Raw genomic sequence first — 19662 nt, 5'->3', positions numbered from 1 at the left:
AGTATTTTTAAGGAAGATTATGAATTACAGCGCTTTTCATATTGCTAATCGTATTGTGGAGCACATGATCCGCAAACATACCTTACAACAGAGCGATTTGGCAGATATACGCTTTGATGTGCCCGACGCCGAATTTGTGGCCGCTTTGCCGAGCAAGCCGGTGATTAATGTCTATTTAAATCGTATTACCGACAATTTAGAGCGCCGACAAAGCGAAACCATGCGCGTTGCCAGTGTCGATAGCCAAGGTATGATGGATATGGTTTATCGCCCGCGTTTTATTAACCTGCATTACATTGTGTCGGTGTGGAGCAAATCAAGCGATGCAAGCGATGCACTCAATACTGAAAGCTTTTGGTTATCGAACCTCATTCAAAGCTTGGGGCGTTTTACCCATGTGCCTCACAGTGTGTTAAAAGTAGCAGACCCTGAATTTGAACCAAGCCCTTTTCAAGTAGAGATCTCTTTGCTTGACGACCCGATTGATATGGGCAGTCAAGGCGAGTTCTGGAGCGCATTGGGCTCGCGACCTAAACCCATTATTCAGCTTAATATTGTAATGCCAGTGGACGTTTGGCAAGACGTTGACACGCGCATGCCGCAAGTTAAAAACATTCGTTCTGAATATAAAAAGTTTGCCAATAGTGCGGTGCGCCAAGGGCTCAGCGAAGACGACCTACTTGCTAATAACAAAGACAATGCCTATGAACAAAGCCGCATGTCGGTGGTAGGTATCATTGCTTTTGCTGATAACAAGTACCCGCAAGACCACCGTATTTTTATAAAAAAGAGTGATGACACCGTGGATAGTTACAACATCAATCAAGATGGTCACTATTTTATATACGACTTACCAGCAGGTGAGTACGAGATTGGTGTGGCAAGTGAAGTGCAACTGCGCGATGCATCTCCAATGCCCACAGGAGAGAACATCACTGTGCTAGATAGTTCAGACAATGCATGGCCAGCGGCCGTAGTTTGGCATGGACAAGTGGATTAACGTTACCTTTAAACCTCTGCTTGCTTAGCCAAAAAAGCGATTTAACGACTGGCGCAACAACGGCTCATCAACGGTAAAAACAACGCACAGATTGTGCGCTCGACCCAATCAACAATTTAGGAACGCTTATGTATCAATATGCAACCAAACAACGCAAGCCTAACAATACGGGTTTACCCGATAAAGTAAAAAACGGCATTGAGGGCCTCTCCGGCATGGATATGTCAGATGTAAAGGTCCATTACAATTCCTCTAAACCCGCGACGGTGCAGGCGCACGCGTATACTCAAGGCAGCAACATTTACGTTGCCCCCGGACAGCAACAGCATGTGGCCCACGAAGCATGGCACGTAGTGCAGCAAAAACAAGGACGGGTAAAACCCACCACCTCCATTGGCGGCATGGCGGTGAATGACAATGCAGGCCTAGAACGAGAGGCAGATATTATGGGGGCGAAGGCGGCAAGATTGGGGTAAAAGGGATCTGATTGCTTGTTTTTCTAGCGCCATCCTGACTTACTATACCGTCATCCTGACGCAGGTCAGGATCTTGTGAAGCAAGCGACTTGACCCCTTTTTATTTTATAGAAAAAGGGTTTAACAGTGATTTGGGGCAAACGCTAGTGCGTTTGCATCGAGTGAACTTGCTTTACTTTAGTTAGAAGATTGTGAAACGAGGGGCTTGACCCCTTTTCGTTTTAAAGGGTTAAACAGTGATTTGGGGCAAGCACTAATGCGTTTGTATAAAGTGCACTTGCTTTACTTTAGTTAGGATAGTGTGAAGCAATGTGCTTGAGACCTTTTCGTTTGCTTTTCAACGATTAAAGTCAGATTTAAGGATGGTTTGAGATATGTATGCACTAAAAGTTAAGCCGGAAGGGCAGATGAACACGACCTTTGGAAATTCTGTTGTTCAGAACAAGAGCAAGACTAAGGTTACAAAGGAGGTGAGTAATAGAGAAATAACGAATGATGGGTACCGGGAAAAAAGGACCACTACTTGTAGCCAGATGAAAATAACTAACTTTAAAAGTGTCTGCGAGAAAGTGGATTCTCCAAAAGTAGCTTACCTGGAGGAGATAGATGAGATAAAAGATTTTGGGAAGAACCCGAAAGGTATGACTGTGAGCGAAGCCCTGGATGGGATATTACCAAAAGCTAGTAAAGATTTGAATCGCATCGACAAAGTAACAGGTACCTATAGGAATGATGGACCCACAGTATTCGACAGGAACGGGACTGTGACAGGACATGTTGGTCGAGCTGGGCGACAGCAGGCGCTACTTCATCTTGGGATGCAGCCGTACTATCAAGGGGGGCACCTGATAAGTCACTCTTTACTAGGGAAAGGCTCTACAAGCGATACTGCCGATAAAGTAGATGGGTGGACAAACATAGTGGCGATGTCTGCTGATTTGAATAATTTGACATATAAGAAGATTGAAACAACGGTAAGTGAGATGCCTACTCCTGCAAATCTGACTATCAAGGTTGGACAGGGTAAGGCTACTGTTGATGTAATGCATGACCGAGTAGCTGAACTAACTCAGTGTCCTATTAAAAATAAATCATTAATTGGTAAATCCGTAAAGATACCTAACATAATCGCCGAGAGCATTGATGTGACCGCCAATGGAGGGACTAAGATGTCAGCCGAGGAAATTCCGGCCACGCGGTCAGTAGCTGGCTCCTTTAAGAATGGTCCTCAACTAATGGGGCACTTAAAGTTCATCGGAGTTGATAAACTGATGACAGATGGCCTGAAAACTAAAGTGGCGGGCATTAAGTAGTAACTGAAAATCAAAATTAATAGCTAAAAATGGATTAGTATCAAGATTTAGATAAAAAAAGGGGTAAAGTAACTTGGTTCACTCTACTTTTCAACTAGAGTTAAAGAAGGGACAAAAGAGGGGTCAAGTGACATGGGTCACACTACTTTTCAACTAGGGTTAAAGAAAGGTGACTGATAAAAAAGAACTAAAAGGTGTCAAGTCACTTGCTTCATAATACTTTCCAACTAAAGAGAAGTAAAATGAGTGAAAATAAGGGGTCAAGTCGCTTGCTTCATAATATTGATTAACTAAAGGTAAAGTAATATGTCGATCGCGTCGACCACCTAGTCCTGATTCTCAGTGCTTTCAAGATTTTCTACCGAGCACCACTTCCAAAAATTGCCAACGTTACAAAAAACCAGTAAACATTTTGCAAGACGTCACAAGACAATGAACTTTGTCTGGCAGTGCTAGATGAAAGGCTTGCTAATATGGTTAGTTTTTAATTTCGGGCACAGCGGCTCAATGAGTTTTATCATGCATCAGTTCAGAAAATTACACGACGGCGAGAAGCATTTGCCAGTCGGCTATCTGGTATTGTTGATGGGATTGAGAATCAAGCATCCTGCTCCCTTTTGGTTATTCCTCGCTTGGAAAACCTTTTAGTAAACTTAAGCTGCTTTATGAGCAAGGTGCGAGAACTCAGCACATCGCTAATGTAAATAAAACACTGGTTGGCGTGGACCAAAGGCGGGGTAAATATAAATTTAAAAAAAGAAATAGCAAAAGGGTTAAATAGTGATTTGGGGCAAACGCTAGAGCGTTCGTATCAAGTGAACTTGCTTTATTTTAGTTAGGGTATTGTGAAGCAAGCGACTTGACCCCTTTTTCTTTTCTTGACCCCTTTTTCTTTTCTCGCTTGGAAAACCTGGGCTAACCACTTTAGTAAACTTAAGCAGCTTTATGAGCAAGGTGCCACCATACAGCGCATCGCTAAGTACATAAAACACTGGTTGGCGTGGACCAAAGGTGGGGTAAATATAAATTTAAAACAAGTAATAGTAAAAGGGTTAAACAGTAATTTGGGGCAAACGCTAGTGCGTTTGCATCAAGTGAACTTGCTTTACTTTAGTTAGGGTATTGTGAAGCAAGTGACTTGACCCCTTTGCTTATTGCTGACCCCTTTGCTTATTGAAAAATGAGGTAAATTAATTATGTACGAAAACAATAGAAAATTATCAGAGAGGTGTGACGTAATACAATATATGAACGGTTCAACGACAAGGGGGGCGGCTGCTCCAGCTAGAACGGCTGCTGGCGGTACACTGGGAGGGACTGCTCCGACTAGGGTGGCAGGTGCTCCAAGTTGGGTTAGTTTCGTGGGTTGTGTGGAACGTAAAACAGGACCGCAGACTAAGGACAGAACAAAAAGGGAAGCTTTACGGCGTATACCTAACTTGGGTCCGTCTACTGTTGTGACTACAAGTGACCTAAATACGTTAACTAACAACATAACGAATGAATTAGACGCTGGGTTGTCAGAAGCTGAACTAGTACCAAACTATATAACACGTGGTGGGGGGAGCGCTCGTATCTATCACCCTGGGACCAACATTACTATCAACGGGGTTCCGACGTGGGTGCACTGCACCTATTTTAGCAGTGATCTACATAACCAGGTTGGGAATGGGACGTTGCAAAAACGGTGGGTAAAAGATGGAGACTTAGAACAGGTTTTCCCTTCGAATATAGGGAAAAACCGAGGGCTGCACGCTAGTGTAGCGTTAGGTGGTGGTATAGGAGTAAATGCACATGCATATAGAAACAAGAGTCGGGAGGTGCATGAGGGGACATTGGACCCAGCGAACGTAAGAGCTCTACGAAACGTGTTATTGGCGGAAGAGCAACGTCTTACGAAACATCTTAGATCGATGTATTTGGATGCGAGAAGTTTAAAAAATGTAGTAATGGGTGTGGGGATGGCTAGGCAGGACTATGGCTTGTAACTAACCATGTATGAGCCAAATTTCGTGCATAATAAAACCGACGCAGGAAAAGGTAGTTGCTTCATAAGGGTCATTGGGGTCAAGTCACGTGCTTCATAAAATAATTAGTCTAAAAAATTAAGAGAAAGTAAGAGAAAGGGGTCAAGTCACTTGCTTCACAAAAGTCTAAAGGGGTCAAGTCACTTGCTTCATACTACTTTTCAACTAGGGTAACTAATCAAGACACCCACTTTTATTTGCTCACTTTTCATTCATTGCCTATCTTTTATTAATCTGATTAAAAGGTAGGCATTTGTCATGGCAACGGCACGTAAGAGACAGGTCAGTTTGGTTGATACGAAGTATTATCATTGTATTTCACGGTGTGTTAGGCGTGCATTTTTGTGTGGGGATGACACGTTAACCGGTAAAAGCTATGAGCACCGCAGGCAATGGGTAGAGGACAAGCTTTTAGCGCTTGCCAAAGTATTTTGCATTGATGTGTGTGCTTATGCAGTGATGAGTAATCACACGCATATTGTGTTGTATGTGGATGATAAAAAAGCCCAGCGGTTGAACGATAAAGCCATACTTATTCGCTGGCACAAGTTATTTAAAGGCACGCTACTTACGCAGAAGTTTCTTCAAGGTGATAAGCTGGATAAGGGGCAGCAATTCATTTTAAATCGCACCATTGCTGATTATCGGGAGCGATTGGCGGATATCAGTTGGTTTATGCGCGTCCTCAATGAGGATATTGCCAGAAAAGCGAATAAAGAAGATAACTGCACAGGTCGTTTTTGGGAAGGGCGCTTTAAATCTCAAGCGCTTTTAGATGAAGCAGCCTTGGCAGCCTGTATGGCGTATGTTGATTTAAACCCCATCAGAGCGAAGATGGCAAAAACACCAGAAGGCTCTGACCACACTAGCGTTCAAAAGCGCATTAAAGCTGCCAAAGATGTAAAACAACCTAAGCAACTCGCTCGCTTTGCAGGCAGCCCCAGAAAGCACATGCCCAAAGGACTCCCCTTTGAATTAAAGTCTTACCTAGAGTTAGTTGAACTGACCGGAAGCTGCATGCGAGGAGACAAGCGCGGACACATAGAGCAGAACACATTGCCTATTTTAGAGCGATTAAACATTGCCCCTGAAAACTGGCTAAAACTCACCACGCAATTTACCCGAGTTTTTAAAGGTGCAGTAGGGCGACCTAATAAACTTGATAGCTACTACGCACATTTAGAAGTAAAACGACGAACCGGCATCAGCCATTGTGAGAAGCTACTCGCATAAATCACTCTACAACCCTAACAGTGTAAGAAAAACCGAATGATGCTGAACAAGTAGACGAATTAATCAAGACACCCATATTTATTTGCTTATTTTTCATTCATTGCCTACCTTTTAGTTATCTGATTAAAAGGTAGGCAATCGTTATGGCAATAGCGCGTGAAAGACACGGGGAGTTTGGTTGATACGAAGTATTATCACTGTATTTCGCGGTGTGTTCGCCGTGCATTTTGAAAAATTAATCAAAAATTAATCAAGACACCCACTTTTATTTGCTCACTTTTCATTCATTGCCTATCTTTTATTAATCTGATTAAAGACGAATGAAGCAAGACACCCACTTTTATTTGCTCATTTTTTATTCATTGCCTACCTTTTATCTATCTGATTAAAAGGTAGGCATTTGTCATGGCAACGGCACGTAAGAGACAGGTCAGTTTGGTTGATACGAAGTATTATCACTGTATTTCGCGGTGTGTTCGCCGTGCATTTTTGTGTGGAGATGACACGATAACAGGCAAAAGCTATGAACATCGCAGGCAATGGGTAGAAGACAAACTGCTAGCGCTTGCCAAAGTATTTTGCATTGATGTGTGTGCTTATGCGGTGATGAGTAATCACACGCATATTGTGTTGTATGTGGATGATAAAAAGGCCAAGCGGTTGAACGATAAAGCTATACTTATTCGCTGGCACAAGTTATTTAAAGGCACGCTACTTACGCAGAAGTTTCTTCAAGGCGATAAGCTGGATAAGGGGCAGCAATTCATTTTAAATCGCACCATTGCTGATTATCGGGAGCGATTGGCGGATATCAGTTGGTTTATGCGCGTCCTCAATGAGGATATTGCCAGAAAAGCGAATAAAGAAGATAGCTGCACAGGTCGTTTTTGGGAAGGGCGCTTTAAATCTCAAGCGCTTTTAGATGAAGCAGCCTTGGCAGCCTGTATGGCGTATGTTGATTTAAACCCCATCAGAGCGAAGATGGCAAAAACACCAGAAGGCTCTGACCACACTAGCGTTCAAAAGCGCATTAAAGCTGCCAAAGATGTAAAACAACCCAAGCAACTCGCCCGTTTCGCAGGCAGCCCCAGAAAGCACATGCCCAAAGGACTCCCCTTTGAATTAAAGTCTTACCTAGAGTTAGTTGAACTAACCGGCCGCTGCATGCGAGAAGATAAACGCGGACATATAGAGCAGCACACATTGCCTATTTTAGAGCGATAAGCAAAAACAATCAAGACACCCACTTTTATTTGCTTGTTTTTCATTCATTGCCTACCTTTTATCTATCTGATTAAAAGGTAGGCATTTGTCATGGCAACGGCACGTAAGAGACAGGTAAGTTTGGTTGATACGAAGTATTATCACTGTATTTCGCGGTGTGTTCGCCGTGCATTTTTGTGTGGGGATGACACGTTAACCGGTAAAAGCTATGAGCACCGCAGGCAATGGGTAGAGGACAAGCTTTTAGCGCTTGCCAAAGTATTTTGCATTGATGTGTGTGCTTATGCAGTGATGAGTAATCACACGCATATTGTGTTGTATGTGGATGATAAAAAAGCCCAGCGGTTGAGCGATAAAGCCATACTTATTCGCTGGCACAAGTTATTTAAAGGCACGCTACTTACGCAGAAGTTTCTTCAAGGCGATAAGCTGGATAAGGGGCAGCAATTCATTTTAAATCGCACCATTGCTGATTATCGGGAGCGATTGGCGGATATCAGTTGGTTTATGCGCGTCCTCAATGAGGATATTGCCAGAAAAGCGAATAAAGAAGATAGCTGCACAGGTCGTTTTTGGGAAGGGCGCTTTAAATCTCAAGCGCTTTTAGATGAAGCAGCCTTGGCAGCCTGTATGGCGTATGTTGATTTAAACCCCATCAGAGCGAAGATGGCAAAAACACCAGAAGACTCTGACCACACTAGTGTGCAAAAGCGCATTAAAGCTGCCAAAGATGCAAAACAACCTAAGCAACTCGCTCGCTTTGCAGGCAGCCCCAGAAAACACATGCCCAAAGGGCTCCCTTTCGAATTAAAGTCTTACCTAGAGTTAGTTGAACTAACCGGCCGCTGCATGCGAGAAGATAAACGCGGACATATAGAGCAGCACACATTGCCTATTTTAGAGCGATTAAACATTGCCCCTGAAAACTGGCTAAAACTCACCACGCAATTTACCCGAGTTTTTAAAGGCGCTGTAGGGCGGCCCAACAAGCTTGATGACTACTACGCACATTTAGAAGTAAAACGGCGAACTGGCATCAGCCATTGTGAGAAGCTACTCGCATAAATCACTCTACAACCCTAACGGTGTAAGAAAAACCGAATGATGCTGAATAAGTAGACAAAATCACGCCTAGCTCTGTGCAATTTAGCCCTAAAATCTCGCATGAAACAAAAATTAACAATGAGCAAGTGGTGTTGGCGTGAGAATGTCAAACTGCGTTTATAGGCTCATTTGTTGATAATTTAATTATGGCTGTCTTGTTTATTTTGTTTACTACTACGCACATTTAGAAGTAAAACGGCGAACTGGCATCAGCCATTGTGAGAAGCTACTCGCATAAATCACTCTACAACCCTAACGGTGTAAGAAAAACCGAATGATGCTGAATAAGTAGACAAAATCACGCCTAGCTCTGTGCAATTTAGCCCTAAAATCTCGCATGAAACAAAAATTAACAATGAGCAAGTGGTGTTGGCGTGAGAATGTCAAACTGCGTTTATAGGCTCATTTGTTGATAATTTAATTATGGCTGTCTTGTTTATTTTGTTTTTTATTTAGTCTTGTTTATTTATTGCTAAGCTTTTTTAATAACTTTGTACTTGTAAAGGGGACTATTTAAATGTACGGTATATTGTATCCAAAGTGGATTATTTATTAAAACAATAGGAAATGTTATGAAACTTAGATTGAACAAAAAATCATTAAAATCTTTGAATATGTCTGACAATCTGCTTTCTGGTAAAGCTACAAAATTAATTGCGGCTGGAACAGGTGGTAGAAACGGGGAAGACGGGGAAGATGGAGCTGATGGAGTAAAAACAGCCGCGGCAACTTGTGCCTCTGCATGTGCAAGAATCACTTATAACTCACAATGCTGCTAACTACTTTCGCATTAAAGTATATTAACTAAACTGAGAGCAGTATATGAATTAAAGCCGTGCCCTACTATGCTCGGCTTCTTAGCTAGAAAAATATCATCAATAAGCCCCGCCATCAGGGCAAGAGCATGAAAAATCACTTGCTATTCAATACCTTTTCTAGATAGCACTCGTTTCTAGCTGCTTTTAGCTGTTTAGCGCGTACACCTTTGTTAAAGGATGTCTCTTTCTTTAATAAATTCAATGCAATATGTCTTACACCAGCCAACACTTCTGCTGCTCCGCCGCGGCGTATACGGCAACCATCTTCATTCATCGCCACATCCAAACACCAATGAAGACTGTTCTCAATATACCAATGTGCTCGCGTGGCTTCAGCTAGTCTTTGCGCACTCAAGTTCGCTGAACTTATGTAATATCGATAGGTTAATTCACCTTGCTTTTGGTTATCCGATTTACGATAAGACACTATCACGCCTACACTTTGTAAATTGGGCCAGCCAGCTCTTGCGGGTATTTGAGCCATTTCATGACAGACAACAGCCGCTCTGAATTCTTCTCGACCTCGTTGATAATCTACTTCACTTAGTAGGCTGTCATTCGCTATTTGGCGTGTGATTTCTGGTTGCAAGAGTTGTTTCACTTGTTCAAATAAGTTGCCCTGATTGGCTTTGAGAGCCAGCAAATAATCTGCTTCTTTTTCTATAATTTGCTTCGCAATCTCCTTTTGGCAGCCCATCGCATCAATCGTTACTAAGCAACCTTTTAGCTCTAGTAACTGTAGCAACTCTGGGGTTGCGGTGATTTCATTGGACTTCGAGTCGGTCTTGCATTGACCTAACGTAACACCATTTTCACAGGCAAACGCACTGACAATGTGGATAGCATCTTTTCTATCTGGCTGTTTAAATGAACCTTTTAGCCTTTTTCCATCAATGGCAACCACACTGCCGTCTGTGAGTTCACTACAGCTGTGCATCCATTGAGAAAAACTGGCTTGAAACTGGGTCATATCGATACGGCTTATAACCCTTGCAATCGTGTCATGCCGAGGCACACCGTTCGATAGTGCTATAAATTTACGTAACCAAGATAGCTTGTCATGGGCAAACTCTTCAATTTCTTCCCAACCTTGGCAACCTGCGATCACGGCACTGATAGTTAGAAACAGAATATCGAACAATGTATGTTGTACTTTGCCTTGCTGGCGTGGGTCATCAATTGAAGAAAAGTGTTCGAACAAAGTATTGGCTGACATAATTGTGCTGCTTAATCTGAAAAGCAGTATAAGATCATAAAATTATGTCAAGGTAAAGTTCATGATCTTACCCTGGCCCCGCCATCATGTTTACCTTAAAATGAAAGACAGCCACAGTGATAATTTTATTATGGCTGTCTAAATATTTTTTTCATTTGTCTCTGTGTTTCCACTCTTTTATACGTAAGCCCAAATGGGGTTTACGTGACCACATTGCAGCAAGCAACAAACCGTGCTGATAAAAGTGCCACTACACGTTTAACTTCAGGCAATAAGGAGAAATAATGTATAAGAGTAAAGTTCCGCAACCGACTTATGCGCCTAATATGGCACATAAAAAATCCGTGACTTCGTGTCAAAATGGAACGCCTTCGCGGCAGACACCTACAACCATTTCAGTTCAACGTATGCCCGGAAGGTATGTTCCTCCAATGAATAACTCGTCGAGGTTTGACCATTATAGCGAGGTTGAACAAAGGGTAGTTAACATGCTTAATATGGCTTTTGAGGCACCTGAATATCTAAAAGTGACGCGAATTAAAGATACGGGGAATAAGAAGGCTGGAAGATTTACGACTGAGGTAAACCTGGCTATTTACAGATGCAACTTTAAATTCGGAAGTAGTACGGATATGTTTGAGTTTCATATTCATGAGTATGAGGATGGCAGTGCGACTTTAGGTTCGGTTGTGTATCAGGGGGGCAAAGTTAATCAGCAGTTGAACCCCCATGGGTATGAGTTTGAGCAACGACTCACACTTTTTAGAGCGCTAGAATTGAACAGGACGATGGGGTGGGATGTAGGTGAAACGCTATCCACGAGAGGAGATTCGAATAGTGAGATGGAAGAACAGAACGGTCCAGAGTCATTAGGAAGAGCACAAGAGCTTGAATTACACGAAGGCTTACGTGAACAAGAGGAAAACGAAGTAGACCAAGCCATGAGTCATACTGCGAAAATCATTGGAAAGTTTAATAATCTGGTGAAAGAGTTTTTGATAAAGCGGCACTTGGTAGAGCAGTATGCTCAGGTTACGAGTAATTATTCGCCTACCGCAGTAGAGAGCGACGGTGTCTATCTAGATTTAATACACGAATTTAGAGTCGCCTTAACTCGTCACAATGAACTAACAGCCGGGATATTTGAGGATTTTACTGGGAGTGCTAAGGATTACTTTGAGTTTATTAGTAACTCGGAAGAGGAGTCGTATAATGAGCTGAAGATTCAATTACCTGATGAGCAAGCTGTATCGTTGATTTATGAAGCTATTGATTCGGATGTCCAAACACAGAAATTCAATGAGGGTGTGGTTTATAAAGCGACACATTTAACTAATCATATTGAAAGCAGGTATATGAAAAAACTTAGGGAAGTGATTGATAACTATGAAACCGTCGCGTCTGCGTATCAAAATTTTATTCGAAAGCTTGCGGTGCCCGATAAGCTATCCAGCCTACCAACTAGACCGAACCTTGTTAAGATATTGACCGGTTCGGAGAATATAGAAGCTTGGTTCACCGAGAAAGTCGTCTCTACTGCACATGGAAGCGGTAGGACAGCAAGGAGCAAGAAAAAAAATAATGCAAAGAAGAAAAAAGGACGGTGACGTAGTAGATAATCTACGGAGGTAATCAAGACCCCTACCTTTATTTGCTTATTAATTACCCGCTTCCTACCTTTTATCTATCTGATCAAAAGGTTAGAGTATGCGAATGGACAGTCACTTGAACTGAATCGCTTGAACTCACTGTCACACGAACTCGCTCCGCAACACTCAAAATCTTAACCTGTACCAAAAAAACGCGCTACCCAGTGGTAGCGCAAAATGGTTAAGGGAGGGGTTAATTTGTTGCAGGAATGCCTGTCCAAGCGGCAGAATCAGTGGTTTCAGTTAAGGTCAAAAGCACGTTGGCTTGTTGTGCACTGAGATCCAATGAAATCACTTCTTTGTCGTGTACTATGTAAGTCACATCGTACGCCTGATTGTTTATTAACAGTGTTGGTACATCAGTTGAAATTGTCTCGATTGCTTTGAATCTCCCCGCGGCTTGCCAATTATTTTCACTATCAAATACGTTGATATAACCTTGTTCGTCTAGGATCAGTAAGTCTTGAGAGATTGCGCTTATTCCGTAGGCTAAGTAATTTTCAACCCCTTCTGGTTGCCAGTTAAAAGCGCTAATTTCATTGTGCGCTAAGTCAACATGGTAGAAGTGACCTCTAGCTATACCTAGCACATGGGCATTGCTATGACTGCCAATGAGTTTGCCAATGCGATGGCCCTCGGGTAATACGTCAGTATTGGCGATATGTTCCGATGTAAAGGTGTCGTCTTGTTGCGTTACTTTTACAATGCCGTCAGTACAGGCAAACGCGATGTAAGATGTAGTTTGAATACTGCCATGTAATTGAGGGCAGGCATGTTCAAAGGTTTGCTCTTGGTGAAAATGATCGCCATGCTTTTCAAATAAAGCAATTGAACTTGGAAGCGAGCTTTCGCTTTGTGGGTCGCGCAATGTGGCTATTACCCACTCTCCACGAACTTGCCCCGTACCATGCATATAGGTTGTGTAATCATGGCTTGCAAGCACTGTACTGTTCTCAATGCTGGTGTCTGAAAGTAACGCAAAGCTTGCATCTTTACCACTGTATTTATCGCCGTCAAAAAATAGTAATGCATTTTGTGTACTCGGTACATAATGGGTCGCCTTACTGTCGTAAAGCTCAAAACCGAGCAAGCGGGGCGTATCTTGGTGAAGGCTTTGCGTATTTTGAGCTGTTTCTAGGTGTAAACCTGAATCTATGAATTGAACCAGATCATTTTGGCGTGACATCGCCAGCACATACCGCCCTTGGGCACTGCTTGCCAGTGTGAGTTCTTGATACGCCATTGTTAATGACTCAACTAAGCGCCCATCTTCCAGATTGTAAATGGAAACGGTATCAGTATGTGCAATAGCGAGTCGCCCTTGCGGCAACGTGATAACAGGCTGTTTGCTAACGGGGGTCTCTTGCTCTTCGTGGCTCTCTTGTTTTATCGGAGTGAGTGTATGTTTGTCTGAGCCACAGCCTGCGAGGGCAACCAGTGAGACAAAACTAAGTAACAAGTGTGCTTTCAATTTGATGTTCCTGAAATGTTATAATATATCATTATTGAAATGTTATATTATAACAATGTTGAGAGTCAATATATTCGTACCTATTTTTATGATGGGCGTGGAGTTATCGTTAAATCGATATAACCATTTAATTTTAATTGGTTTGTAAGTGTGTTGACGCGGCTTGTGGTATATAGGCGCTTTAGTCGTCATTAAGAAGCGATTGTGTTGAGTCGTGTTTTTGATCTGAATTTTGTGTGCCTCTGAGCTGAGTTTATGCAGCTTAATCCATAGTTTTGCCCTATGTTACTCATTGCTTACTTCTATTTTACGTGGCCGTCTACCAATTTTATGATGCAAATTAGGTACAATTTAGTTAGGAAAAAAAGATAATGAAGGCAAGCAGTAATGCGCTATTGCATAAACGAGTTTACGCAGATAAAAAGCCACTAGAGAGGCTGATAGGGCCGATATCTATACCTCAAATTAATAGAGGAAATAATGATTTTTTGGCTTTGATGTATCCCGCTTTTGCTCAAAAGCGCTAGGAAATTAATCGGAGCTTTCGATAACTAATATCTCTCTCGCAGTCAGCTTTCACGCTAACTGCGTTGAATGCACGTTTTTTAGCTCGCTATTACTGCATAAATTTGCTTTGTTATTCTTAAAATTAACTGGCTAGATAAGAGAGAAAAGTGATTACTTGCCCTAAAAACAGTGAGTTAATCTATTTTTATCGAAACCTCAGGTTATTTAGCGATAAGGTGGTCATTGCATTTGTTTTTTAAATAGGTATTTTAAAGGTTTTAGGATGTTTGATATGCACACTGCGATAGCCACCAACGCCCATTTACGACAACTCACCACTTGGTTTGCAAATCAGCAAGAAGTGACCCAGTGGGCTGGCCCAAATGTGGTATTACCATTGAATTACCAATTACTCAGGCGCAAATTAAATATTACCGATGAAAATACGTTGGTGTTGCACTCGAATGACGGTGTGCTTTTGGCGTTTGGGCAATATTATTTGCGCGCTGGTCGATGCCATTTGGCGCGTTTAGTCGTCAGTCCAACACAAAGAGGGCGTGGCATTGCGAAGCAATTAATGCTTGCTCTATGTAAAAGAGGTTTACAGTCGTTGGGTGTGAGTGAGTGCTCATTGTTTGTGTATGAAAACAATCAAGGCGCGATTAAGGCATATGAAAAGTTTGGTTTTGCAATAACCGAAGTACCTGATGAAGAAGCGCTAGAAGGTTGTATTTTCATGGTGAAGCCATCGACCTACTAACCTGATGCTTCGGATAACGAATATTTTTCTAGCAGTCAATTTCAAGGCTAACTGCGTTGAATTCACTTCTAATAGCCCGCTATTAATACGTAAATTCGCCTTGTTATCTGGCAAGATGAGAAGGAAAGTTAATCTATTTCTTATCCAAACCTCAGATTAAGTAAAAAACTAAGTGAGGAAATACAAATAATGCAATTAACCATTTCTACTGAACGTTTACTACTTCGTGCTTTTCAGCTTAGTGACGCCGCTCGTGTTGCCTATCTTGCTGGTGATAAGCGAGTGAGTGAAATGACCAAAAATATTCCTTACCCTTACTCTGAACAAATGGCAGTTGAGTGGATCAGCACCCATCAGGCGAAGTTTGAGCGTGGCGAAGGCGTTGTTTATGCCATAACTCAAGCGGGTAATGACGATATTATAGGAACTGTTAGCTTTGTGACGTTAACAGATGGTATTGGCGCTCTTGGCTATTGGTTAGGATTCGATTATTGGGGTAAGGGGGTTATGCCAGAGGCCGTTCAAGGTTTGGTTTCATTTTACAAAGAACAGCGTGGTTTAAAGGGTCTGGAAGCCACACACTTTGTTGAAAATGAACGTTCAAGAGCCGTGATCAAAAAAATGGGATTAGTGTATCTTGAGGATCGAACAATAGAAATTCGAGCGCAAAAAAGAACTGTGAGCGTTCATCAGCGCATATTCTGACGCAGTTACCCTCACGTGCGGATATTTTCTCTACCAATAACAATTTACTACAAAGACTCTATTTTAGGGAAAAATTCCTTAAATTTTATGATTGTGGAATAGTATCTGACTCAGTACCATGCTGTGGCTTGAATAAAAAATGTTCAAAGTGCGGTTGTAAATCATGCCGAGTATGAACAGCCTTCTGATTTAAGAGGACCAAAATAATGAAAAAAAAGCCAACAGTAAAATCGATAAAATTAAAAGAACTATCGCATAACAATGCACTGCTTGTAGTGGGGGGCGATAGCGATTTGTTTATCTCTGAAGCGAGGGGTAAAACGTCATTAAGAACGACTTCGGATACTTCAAAACGTACGTTGGGGGTTTAGCCTAATATTGGTTGATCTCTCACGCACTCAATATAATGGGGCTGAACAAGGTTTGAGTAGCCCCACATCTTATGACATTGCCCCTCACTTTGACGCTTTTGTAGCCATAGATAATCACTATGCTATGCATTGAAAACTCCTATTTTATCTTGCGATTGACTCTTTTTATGATGGTGCTAAATCACAACATGTAAGGAGTATTTAGTATGGCTCGTCCAGTTAGGCGTATTTTTAAGAAAATGACACTACCGCTCGTTGCCAGTCTCATGGCATTACCTGCTTTTGCTGGCCCCGGTAATTGGTTTGACGCCAGCAGTAACTTTGCAACATTGGATGCAAGCGCGTCTGAAGTTCGGTTGCGTGTGCAATATCCACAATTACGCGGTGGTAATTGTGGTATCGGCATAGGGCTTAATGGTTTTAGTAGTGAGGAGCGCTATTACAATAAGTTATTGGCGCAATTAGAGGTGAAATCTGATTACTTAACCGATCAGGGCACCTATGAGTTGGCGCCGGTCTCGGTCAGTCGTGATGGTATACTCTATGCGTTTAACTATTTCACGCAATACTATATGACTTATGTCACCATCAGCACCAAAGATGGCAGTACGTTTGGTGAGGTGTTTGATAGTTTGTTAACGTTTTACGATGTGCATGCGATAACCAGCGCCGTGACTTGCCAACAGCTGGATGACGCCAAACAGAACTAACCCACAGGCTCTGCCAATGCGTGTTTAATTTCAAATTTTAGGTTTTGACCAATTACGTTGTTTTGAATGTCAAAACGATGAATTAAGCACAATTCATCCACCACCATTGCGTTGTTTTTCTCAAGGCGGCGTAATGGTTCCATGCACTTTCTAGCGACTCGCTCTGGCAAAATGCCGGCACCAATACCTTTGGCGACTAGACTGGCAATGACTTCCAGGTTATTAGAATGCTCAATTTGAAATTGACTTAAATCGAGCATTTTTAACAGCGCTTGGCTTTGCTTTAAGTTGGGATCGCAATATAAAACAGTGCAATCGTTTTGCATGTGCAGACACGAAGCCGCCGGATTGTGCCACAATGTTACTTCATCCATAAAGAGCTTGTGGATCACTAAATCTGGGTGTTGAGTTGGGTTAATGACCAGCCCAAAGTCGATGTCACCACTGACGACTTGTTCGGTAATTTTGCGGGAAAGGTCATGCACTAGGTTAAGCTTTAAAGAGGGATACTTTTGTTTTAGTACTGGTAATAAAATCGGTAGGGTATACAGTGCCACGGACGGATGGCAGCCAATACTAAAAGTGCCCACCATATCGGTACTTGCTCGAGTAACATTAGAATGGAGTTGTTCCCAGTCACTCATAAACTTACGGCTATGCAGCGCAAGCGCTTTACCTGATTGCGTGAGCTTTACGCCATTTCGGCTTCTTATCAGTAGCTGTGTATCAAATATCTGCTCTAGTCGTTTTATTGCCGCGCTCATGCTCGGTTGTGTGATCCCAAGTCGTTGTGCGGCGCGTGACAAGTTATGGGTGCTAGCAACTTCGCTGAAATAGGCCAAGTCATCAAAAGACGGTCGCATCTTATTCCTTTGCATTAATTGTAATTTTTTTGTGAATAGCATAACTATAATTGCAATGGGCATTATTTGGGTACTTTTAGATATAAATATTTTTATATCGTATTTTGTGTTTCCTATAACCAACCTAAATTGAGGTGCGGTGCAAACCTTTAATGGCCATACATCGTATAAGGGCGTGTCAAAAGTACCATTGGAGGTTAAGGAATGTGGTTAGACGAAGAGAAAAGCCGAATTATTGAAATGGCATGGGAAGATAGAACCCCCTTTGAAGCTATAGAACAGCAGTTTGGTTTAAACGAATCACAAGTGATCCGCTTTATGCGCCAAGAGTTAAAGGCAAGTAGTTTTAAATTGTGGCGCAGGCGGATGACTAGCCGAGCAACTAAGCATGTAAAGTTGCGTCACCCTAGCGTGAGTCGAGGTTATTGCCCTTCGCAATATAAGCGTTGAACGCTCCAATATTTTATGTGGCTGTGATCATTGCGGGTTATTGAATTTATACGGTAAAAGCGACAAAGCAATAGTGTTGTTTACTCACGGTTTTCGTCGTTCATGTTCGCGCGTTTAAACCACTGCTCTAAATACTCAATACATTGCACCAGTTTGGGTGGCACAAACTGTCGGGCAGGGTAGAGGGCGTAGAGGGTGAGACTCGGGCGTATCGCATCAGGTAATATTTCAACCACTTCACCACGGTCTAGGGCGGATTGACAGACAAAGTCAGGGATAAAACCAATGCCTAAACCTTGTTTGATAGATTCCATCATAAAAATGGTGTTGTTTACTTTGAGCTTGCCACCAATTGCCACGCCACCATCTAAGGGCCACACATTTTTGCCTTTAAAGTAGCTATAAACAAAGCAGTTATGGTGCTTTAGTTCGTGCGTTTGTTTCACCTCGCCATATTTAGCTAAATACTTAGGTGAGACACACACTTTATATTTAAATTTGGTGAGTGGTCGGCCCACATAGGTTGAGTCAACGAGCGTACTGGATGCGCGAAAGCCTAAATCAAACCCTTGTTCAACTAAGTCGATGCTTTCGTCACCAAGGTGAATATCTAGCTCAATATCAGGGTTGGCTTGCATAAAGTCGGCAAACAAGGTTGATAAGTCGGTAATGCCCAATGCCATCGGCGCGTTTATTCTCAGCTTGCCTTTAATACTTTGCTGCAAGTCTTGAGCAAATAAGTAGGCTTCATCCACTTTGTTTAAGATCTCACGTGCGCGCTGTAAGTAACCCTGCCCAATATGCGTTAGTTGTACATTGCGTGTAGAGCGATGCAATAAACGCACCCCCAGCTCACTTTCTAATCGGCTGATCTCTTTGCTTATCATTGAGTTAGACGAGTGCATTTGCTCTGCAACACGAGTAAAGCTACCTAATTCTGCTAGCCTTACGAACAGCTGCATGGCCCTCAATTTATCCATTGCGTTTATTGCCTATTAAGGTGAATTTAATTGTTCTTAATCTGAGAACAGTATATGCACATTGTTGATATATAAGAAAGTGAATAATCCCCCTATTATTTCAGTGCGCCCCAACAAGGGGAATGACCAACACTAAAATACTCAGTTAGGAGATGATTATGTATACCTTGTATTACTTACCCAGAGCCTGTTCGTTAGCCACTCAAGTTATTTTGCGCGAGCTTGGCCAAAACGTGGAATTAATAAACAAAGATACGGTGGAGGAGTTTGAGAAAATAAACCCAGTTGGCAGCATTCCGGTGCTGATCGATGATGGCAAAATTCTCACCGAAGGTGCGGCAATTTTACTGTATTTACTGCATAAACATCATAGCCCCATGTTGCCAGTCGACCCAGATGGCTATCAAGGTGCGGTACAGGATATTTTGTTTGCCAATGCAACCATGCACCCAGCTTATTCTAAGTTATTTTTTATCGCGCAAAATATACAGGACGAACAAGTAAAACTTGCGGCCTTGCACAGTGCCTCTGCGCGCATTAATCAACTTTGGCAAGTGGTTGAATTTAGACTAAAAGAGCATGATTACTTAGGAGGAAACTCACCTTCAGCGGCGGATATTTTACTGACGGTCTATGCCTATTGGGGGCAGTTTTTCCCAGTAGACATTGTCATCGGTGCACGCACGCAAGCGATGCTTACGCGTGTTGAAGCTATGCCGAGTTTTAAGCAAGCCGTTGCAGCAGAGCAAGCTCAGCAGCCATCAAGTGATGCGGCGAGTTAGAGG

The 19662-nt window shown here is 42.4% G+C and carries 18 protein-coding genes and 1 pseudogene; 15 read left to right on the top strand and 4 right to left on the bottom strand.

Annotated features, from left to right (window positions below; all coding sequences use genetic code 11):
• Window positions 1-19 precede the first annotated feature (19 nt).
• From AC5FX4_RS21910 to AC5FX4_RS21875, 8 genes and pseudogenes are all read left to right on the top strand, one after another.
• Window positions 20-1000, top strand: a complete 981-nt coding sequence (locus AC5FX4_RS21910) for a Pvc16 family protein (protein ID WP_493608541.1) — start codon at window positions 20-22, stop codon at window positions 998-1000.
• A 128-nt stretch (window positions 1001-1128) separates the two neighbouring features.
• On the top strand, window positions 1129-1476 hold the full coding sequence (locus tag AC5FX4_RS21905) for an eCIS core domain-containing protein (RefSeq protein ID WP_493608540.1): 348 nt from the start codon (window positions 1129-1131) through the stop codon (window positions 1474-1476).
• A gap of 374 nt (window positions 1477-1850) precedes the next feature.
• On the top strand, window positions 1851-2789 hold the full coding sequence (locus AC5FX4_RS21900; protein ID WP_493608539.1) for a hypothetical protein: 939 nt from the start codon (window positions 1851-1853) through the stop codon (window positions 2787-2789).
• 1457 nt (window positions 2790-4246) lie between these two features.
• A complete protein-coding gene (locus tag AC5FX4_RS21895; protein ID WP_493608538.1) occupies window positions 4247-4777 on the top strand; it encodes a hypothetical protein in 531 nt (176 codons plus the stop codon).
• 297 nt (window positions 4778-5074) lie between these two features.
• Entirely contained in the window at window positions 5075-6049 is a 975-nt protein-coding gene (locus AC5FX4_RS21890; protein WP_493608537.1) for a transposase, read from the top strand.
• 405 nt (window positions 6050-6454) lie between these two features.
• Window positions 6455-7270 (top strand): annotated as a pseudogene (locus AC5FX4_RS21885) (transposase); the annotation flags it as partial.
• A gap of 93 nt (window positions 7271-7363) precedes the next feature.
• Window positions 7364-8338, top strand: a complete 975-nt coding sequence (locus AC5FX4_RS21880; protein ID WP_493608536.1) for a transposase — start codon at window positions 7364-7366, stop codon at window positions 8336-8338.
• Window positions 8339-8949: 611 nt separating this feature from the next.
• Window positions 8950-9156, top strand: a complete 207-nt coding sequence (locus AC5FX4_RS21875; protein WP_493608535.1) for a hypothetical protein — start codon at window positions 8950-8952, stop codon at window positions 9154-9156.
• A 133-nt stretch (window positions 9157-9289) separates the two neighbouring features.
• On the opposite strand, the gene AC5FX4_RS21870 is transcribed toward AC5FX4_RS21875, so the two are convergent.
• Window positions 9290-10411 carry an ISAs1 family transposase gene (locus AC5FX4_RS21870; RefSeq protein ID WP_493608534.1) on the bottom strand — a complete coding sequence of 374 codons (1122 nt, stop codon included), beginning with the start codon at window positions 10409-10411 and terminating at the stop codon, window positions 9290-9292.
• A gap of 284 nt (window positions 10412-10695) precedes the next feature.
• On the opposite strand from AC5FX4_RS21870, the gene AC5FX4_RS21865 reads away from it, so the two are divergent.
• Window positions 10696-12018, top strand: coding sequence for a hypothetical protein (locus AC5FX4_RS21865; RefSeq protein ID WP_493608533.1), 1323 nt, complete (start codon window positions 10696-10698; stop codon window positions 12016-12018).
• Between the two features lie 235 nt (window positions 12019-12253).
• Here AC5FX4_RS21865 and AC5FX4_RS21860 read toward each other — a convergent pair whose 3' ends face one another.
• Entirely contained in the window at window positions 12254-13531 is a 1278-nt protein-coding gene (locus AC5FX4_RS21860) for a hypothetical protein (protein ID WP_493608532.1), read from the bottom strand.
• Between the two features lie 790 nt (window positions 13532-14321).
• On the opposite strand from AC5FX4_RS21860, the gene AC5FX4_RS21855 reads away from it, so the two are divergent.
• The 4 genes from AC5FX4_RS21855 to AC5FX4_RS21840 all read left to right on the top strand — a co-directional run bounded on the left by AC5FX4_RS21855 (window position 14322) and on the right by AC5FX4_RS21840 (window position 16584).
• Window positions 14322-14798 carry a GNAT family N-acetyltransferase gene (locus tag AC5FX4_RS21855; protein WP_493608531.1) on the top strand — a complete coding sequence of 159 codons (477 nt, stop codon included), beginning with the start codon at window positions 14322-14324 and terminating at the stop codon, window positions 14796-14798.
• 189 nt (window positions 14799-14987) lie between these two features.
• A complete protein-coding gene (locus AC5FX4_RS21850; RefSeq protein ID WP_493608530.1) occupies window positions 14988-15503 on the top strand; it encodes a GNAT family N-acetyltransferase in 516 nt (171 codons plus the stop codon).
• Between the two features lie 206 nt (window positions 15504-15709).
• Entirely contained in the window at window positions 15710-15874 is a 165-nt protein-coding gene (locus AC5FX4_RS21845) for a hypothetical protein (protein ID WP_493608529.1), read from the top strand.
• Window positions 15875-16080: 206 nt separating this feature from the next.
• Entirely contained in the window at window positions 16081-16584 is a 504-nt protein-coding gene (locus tag AC5FX4_RS21840; RefSeq protein ID WP_493608528.1) for a hypothetical protein, read from the top strand.
• Here the strand turns inward: AC5FX4_RS21840 and AC5FX4_RS21835 are convergent.
• Entirely contained in the window at window positions 16581-17447 is an 867-nt protein-coding gene (locus tag AC5FX4_RS21835) for a LysR family transcriptional regulator (RefSeq protein ID WP_493608527.1), read from the bottom strand. The two genes, AC5FX4_RS21840 and AC5FX4_RS21835, sit on opposite strands and share 4 nt — an antisense overlap.
• A gap of 204 nt (window positions 17448-17651) precedes the next feature.
• On the opposite strand from AC5FX4_RS21835, the gene AC5FX4_RS21830 reads away from it, so the two are divergent.
• Entirely contained in the window at window positions 17652-17897 is a 246-nt protein-coding gene (locus tag AC5FX4_RS21830) for a TIGR03643 family protein (RefSeq protein ID WP_493608526.1), read from the top strand.
• 80 nt (window positions 17898-17977) lie between these two features.
• On the opposite strand, the gene AC5FX4_RS21825 is transcribed toward AC5FX4_RS21830, so the two are convergent.
• A complete protein-coding gene (locus AC5FX4_RS21825) occupies window positions 17978-18877 on the bottom strand; it encodes a LysR family transcriptional regulator (protein ID WP_493608525.1) in 900 nt (299 codons plus the stop codon).
• Between the two features lie 158 nt (window positions 18878-19035).
• On the opposite strand from AC5FX4_RS21825, the gene AC5FX4_RS21820 reads away from it, so the two are divergent.
• Window positions 19036-19659 carry a glutathione S-transferase family protein gene (locus tag AC5FX4_RS21820; protein WP_493608524.1) on the top strand — a complete coding sequence of 208 codons (624 nt, stop codon included), beginning with the start codon at window positions 19036-19038 and terminating at the stop codon, window positions 19657-19659.
• Window positions 19660-19662 lie beyond the last annotated feature (3 nt).

This window comes from Pseudoalteromonas sp. ATL1 (assembly GCF_058933015.1).
This window is presented reverse-complemented; position numbering and strand designations above follow the sequence as displayed.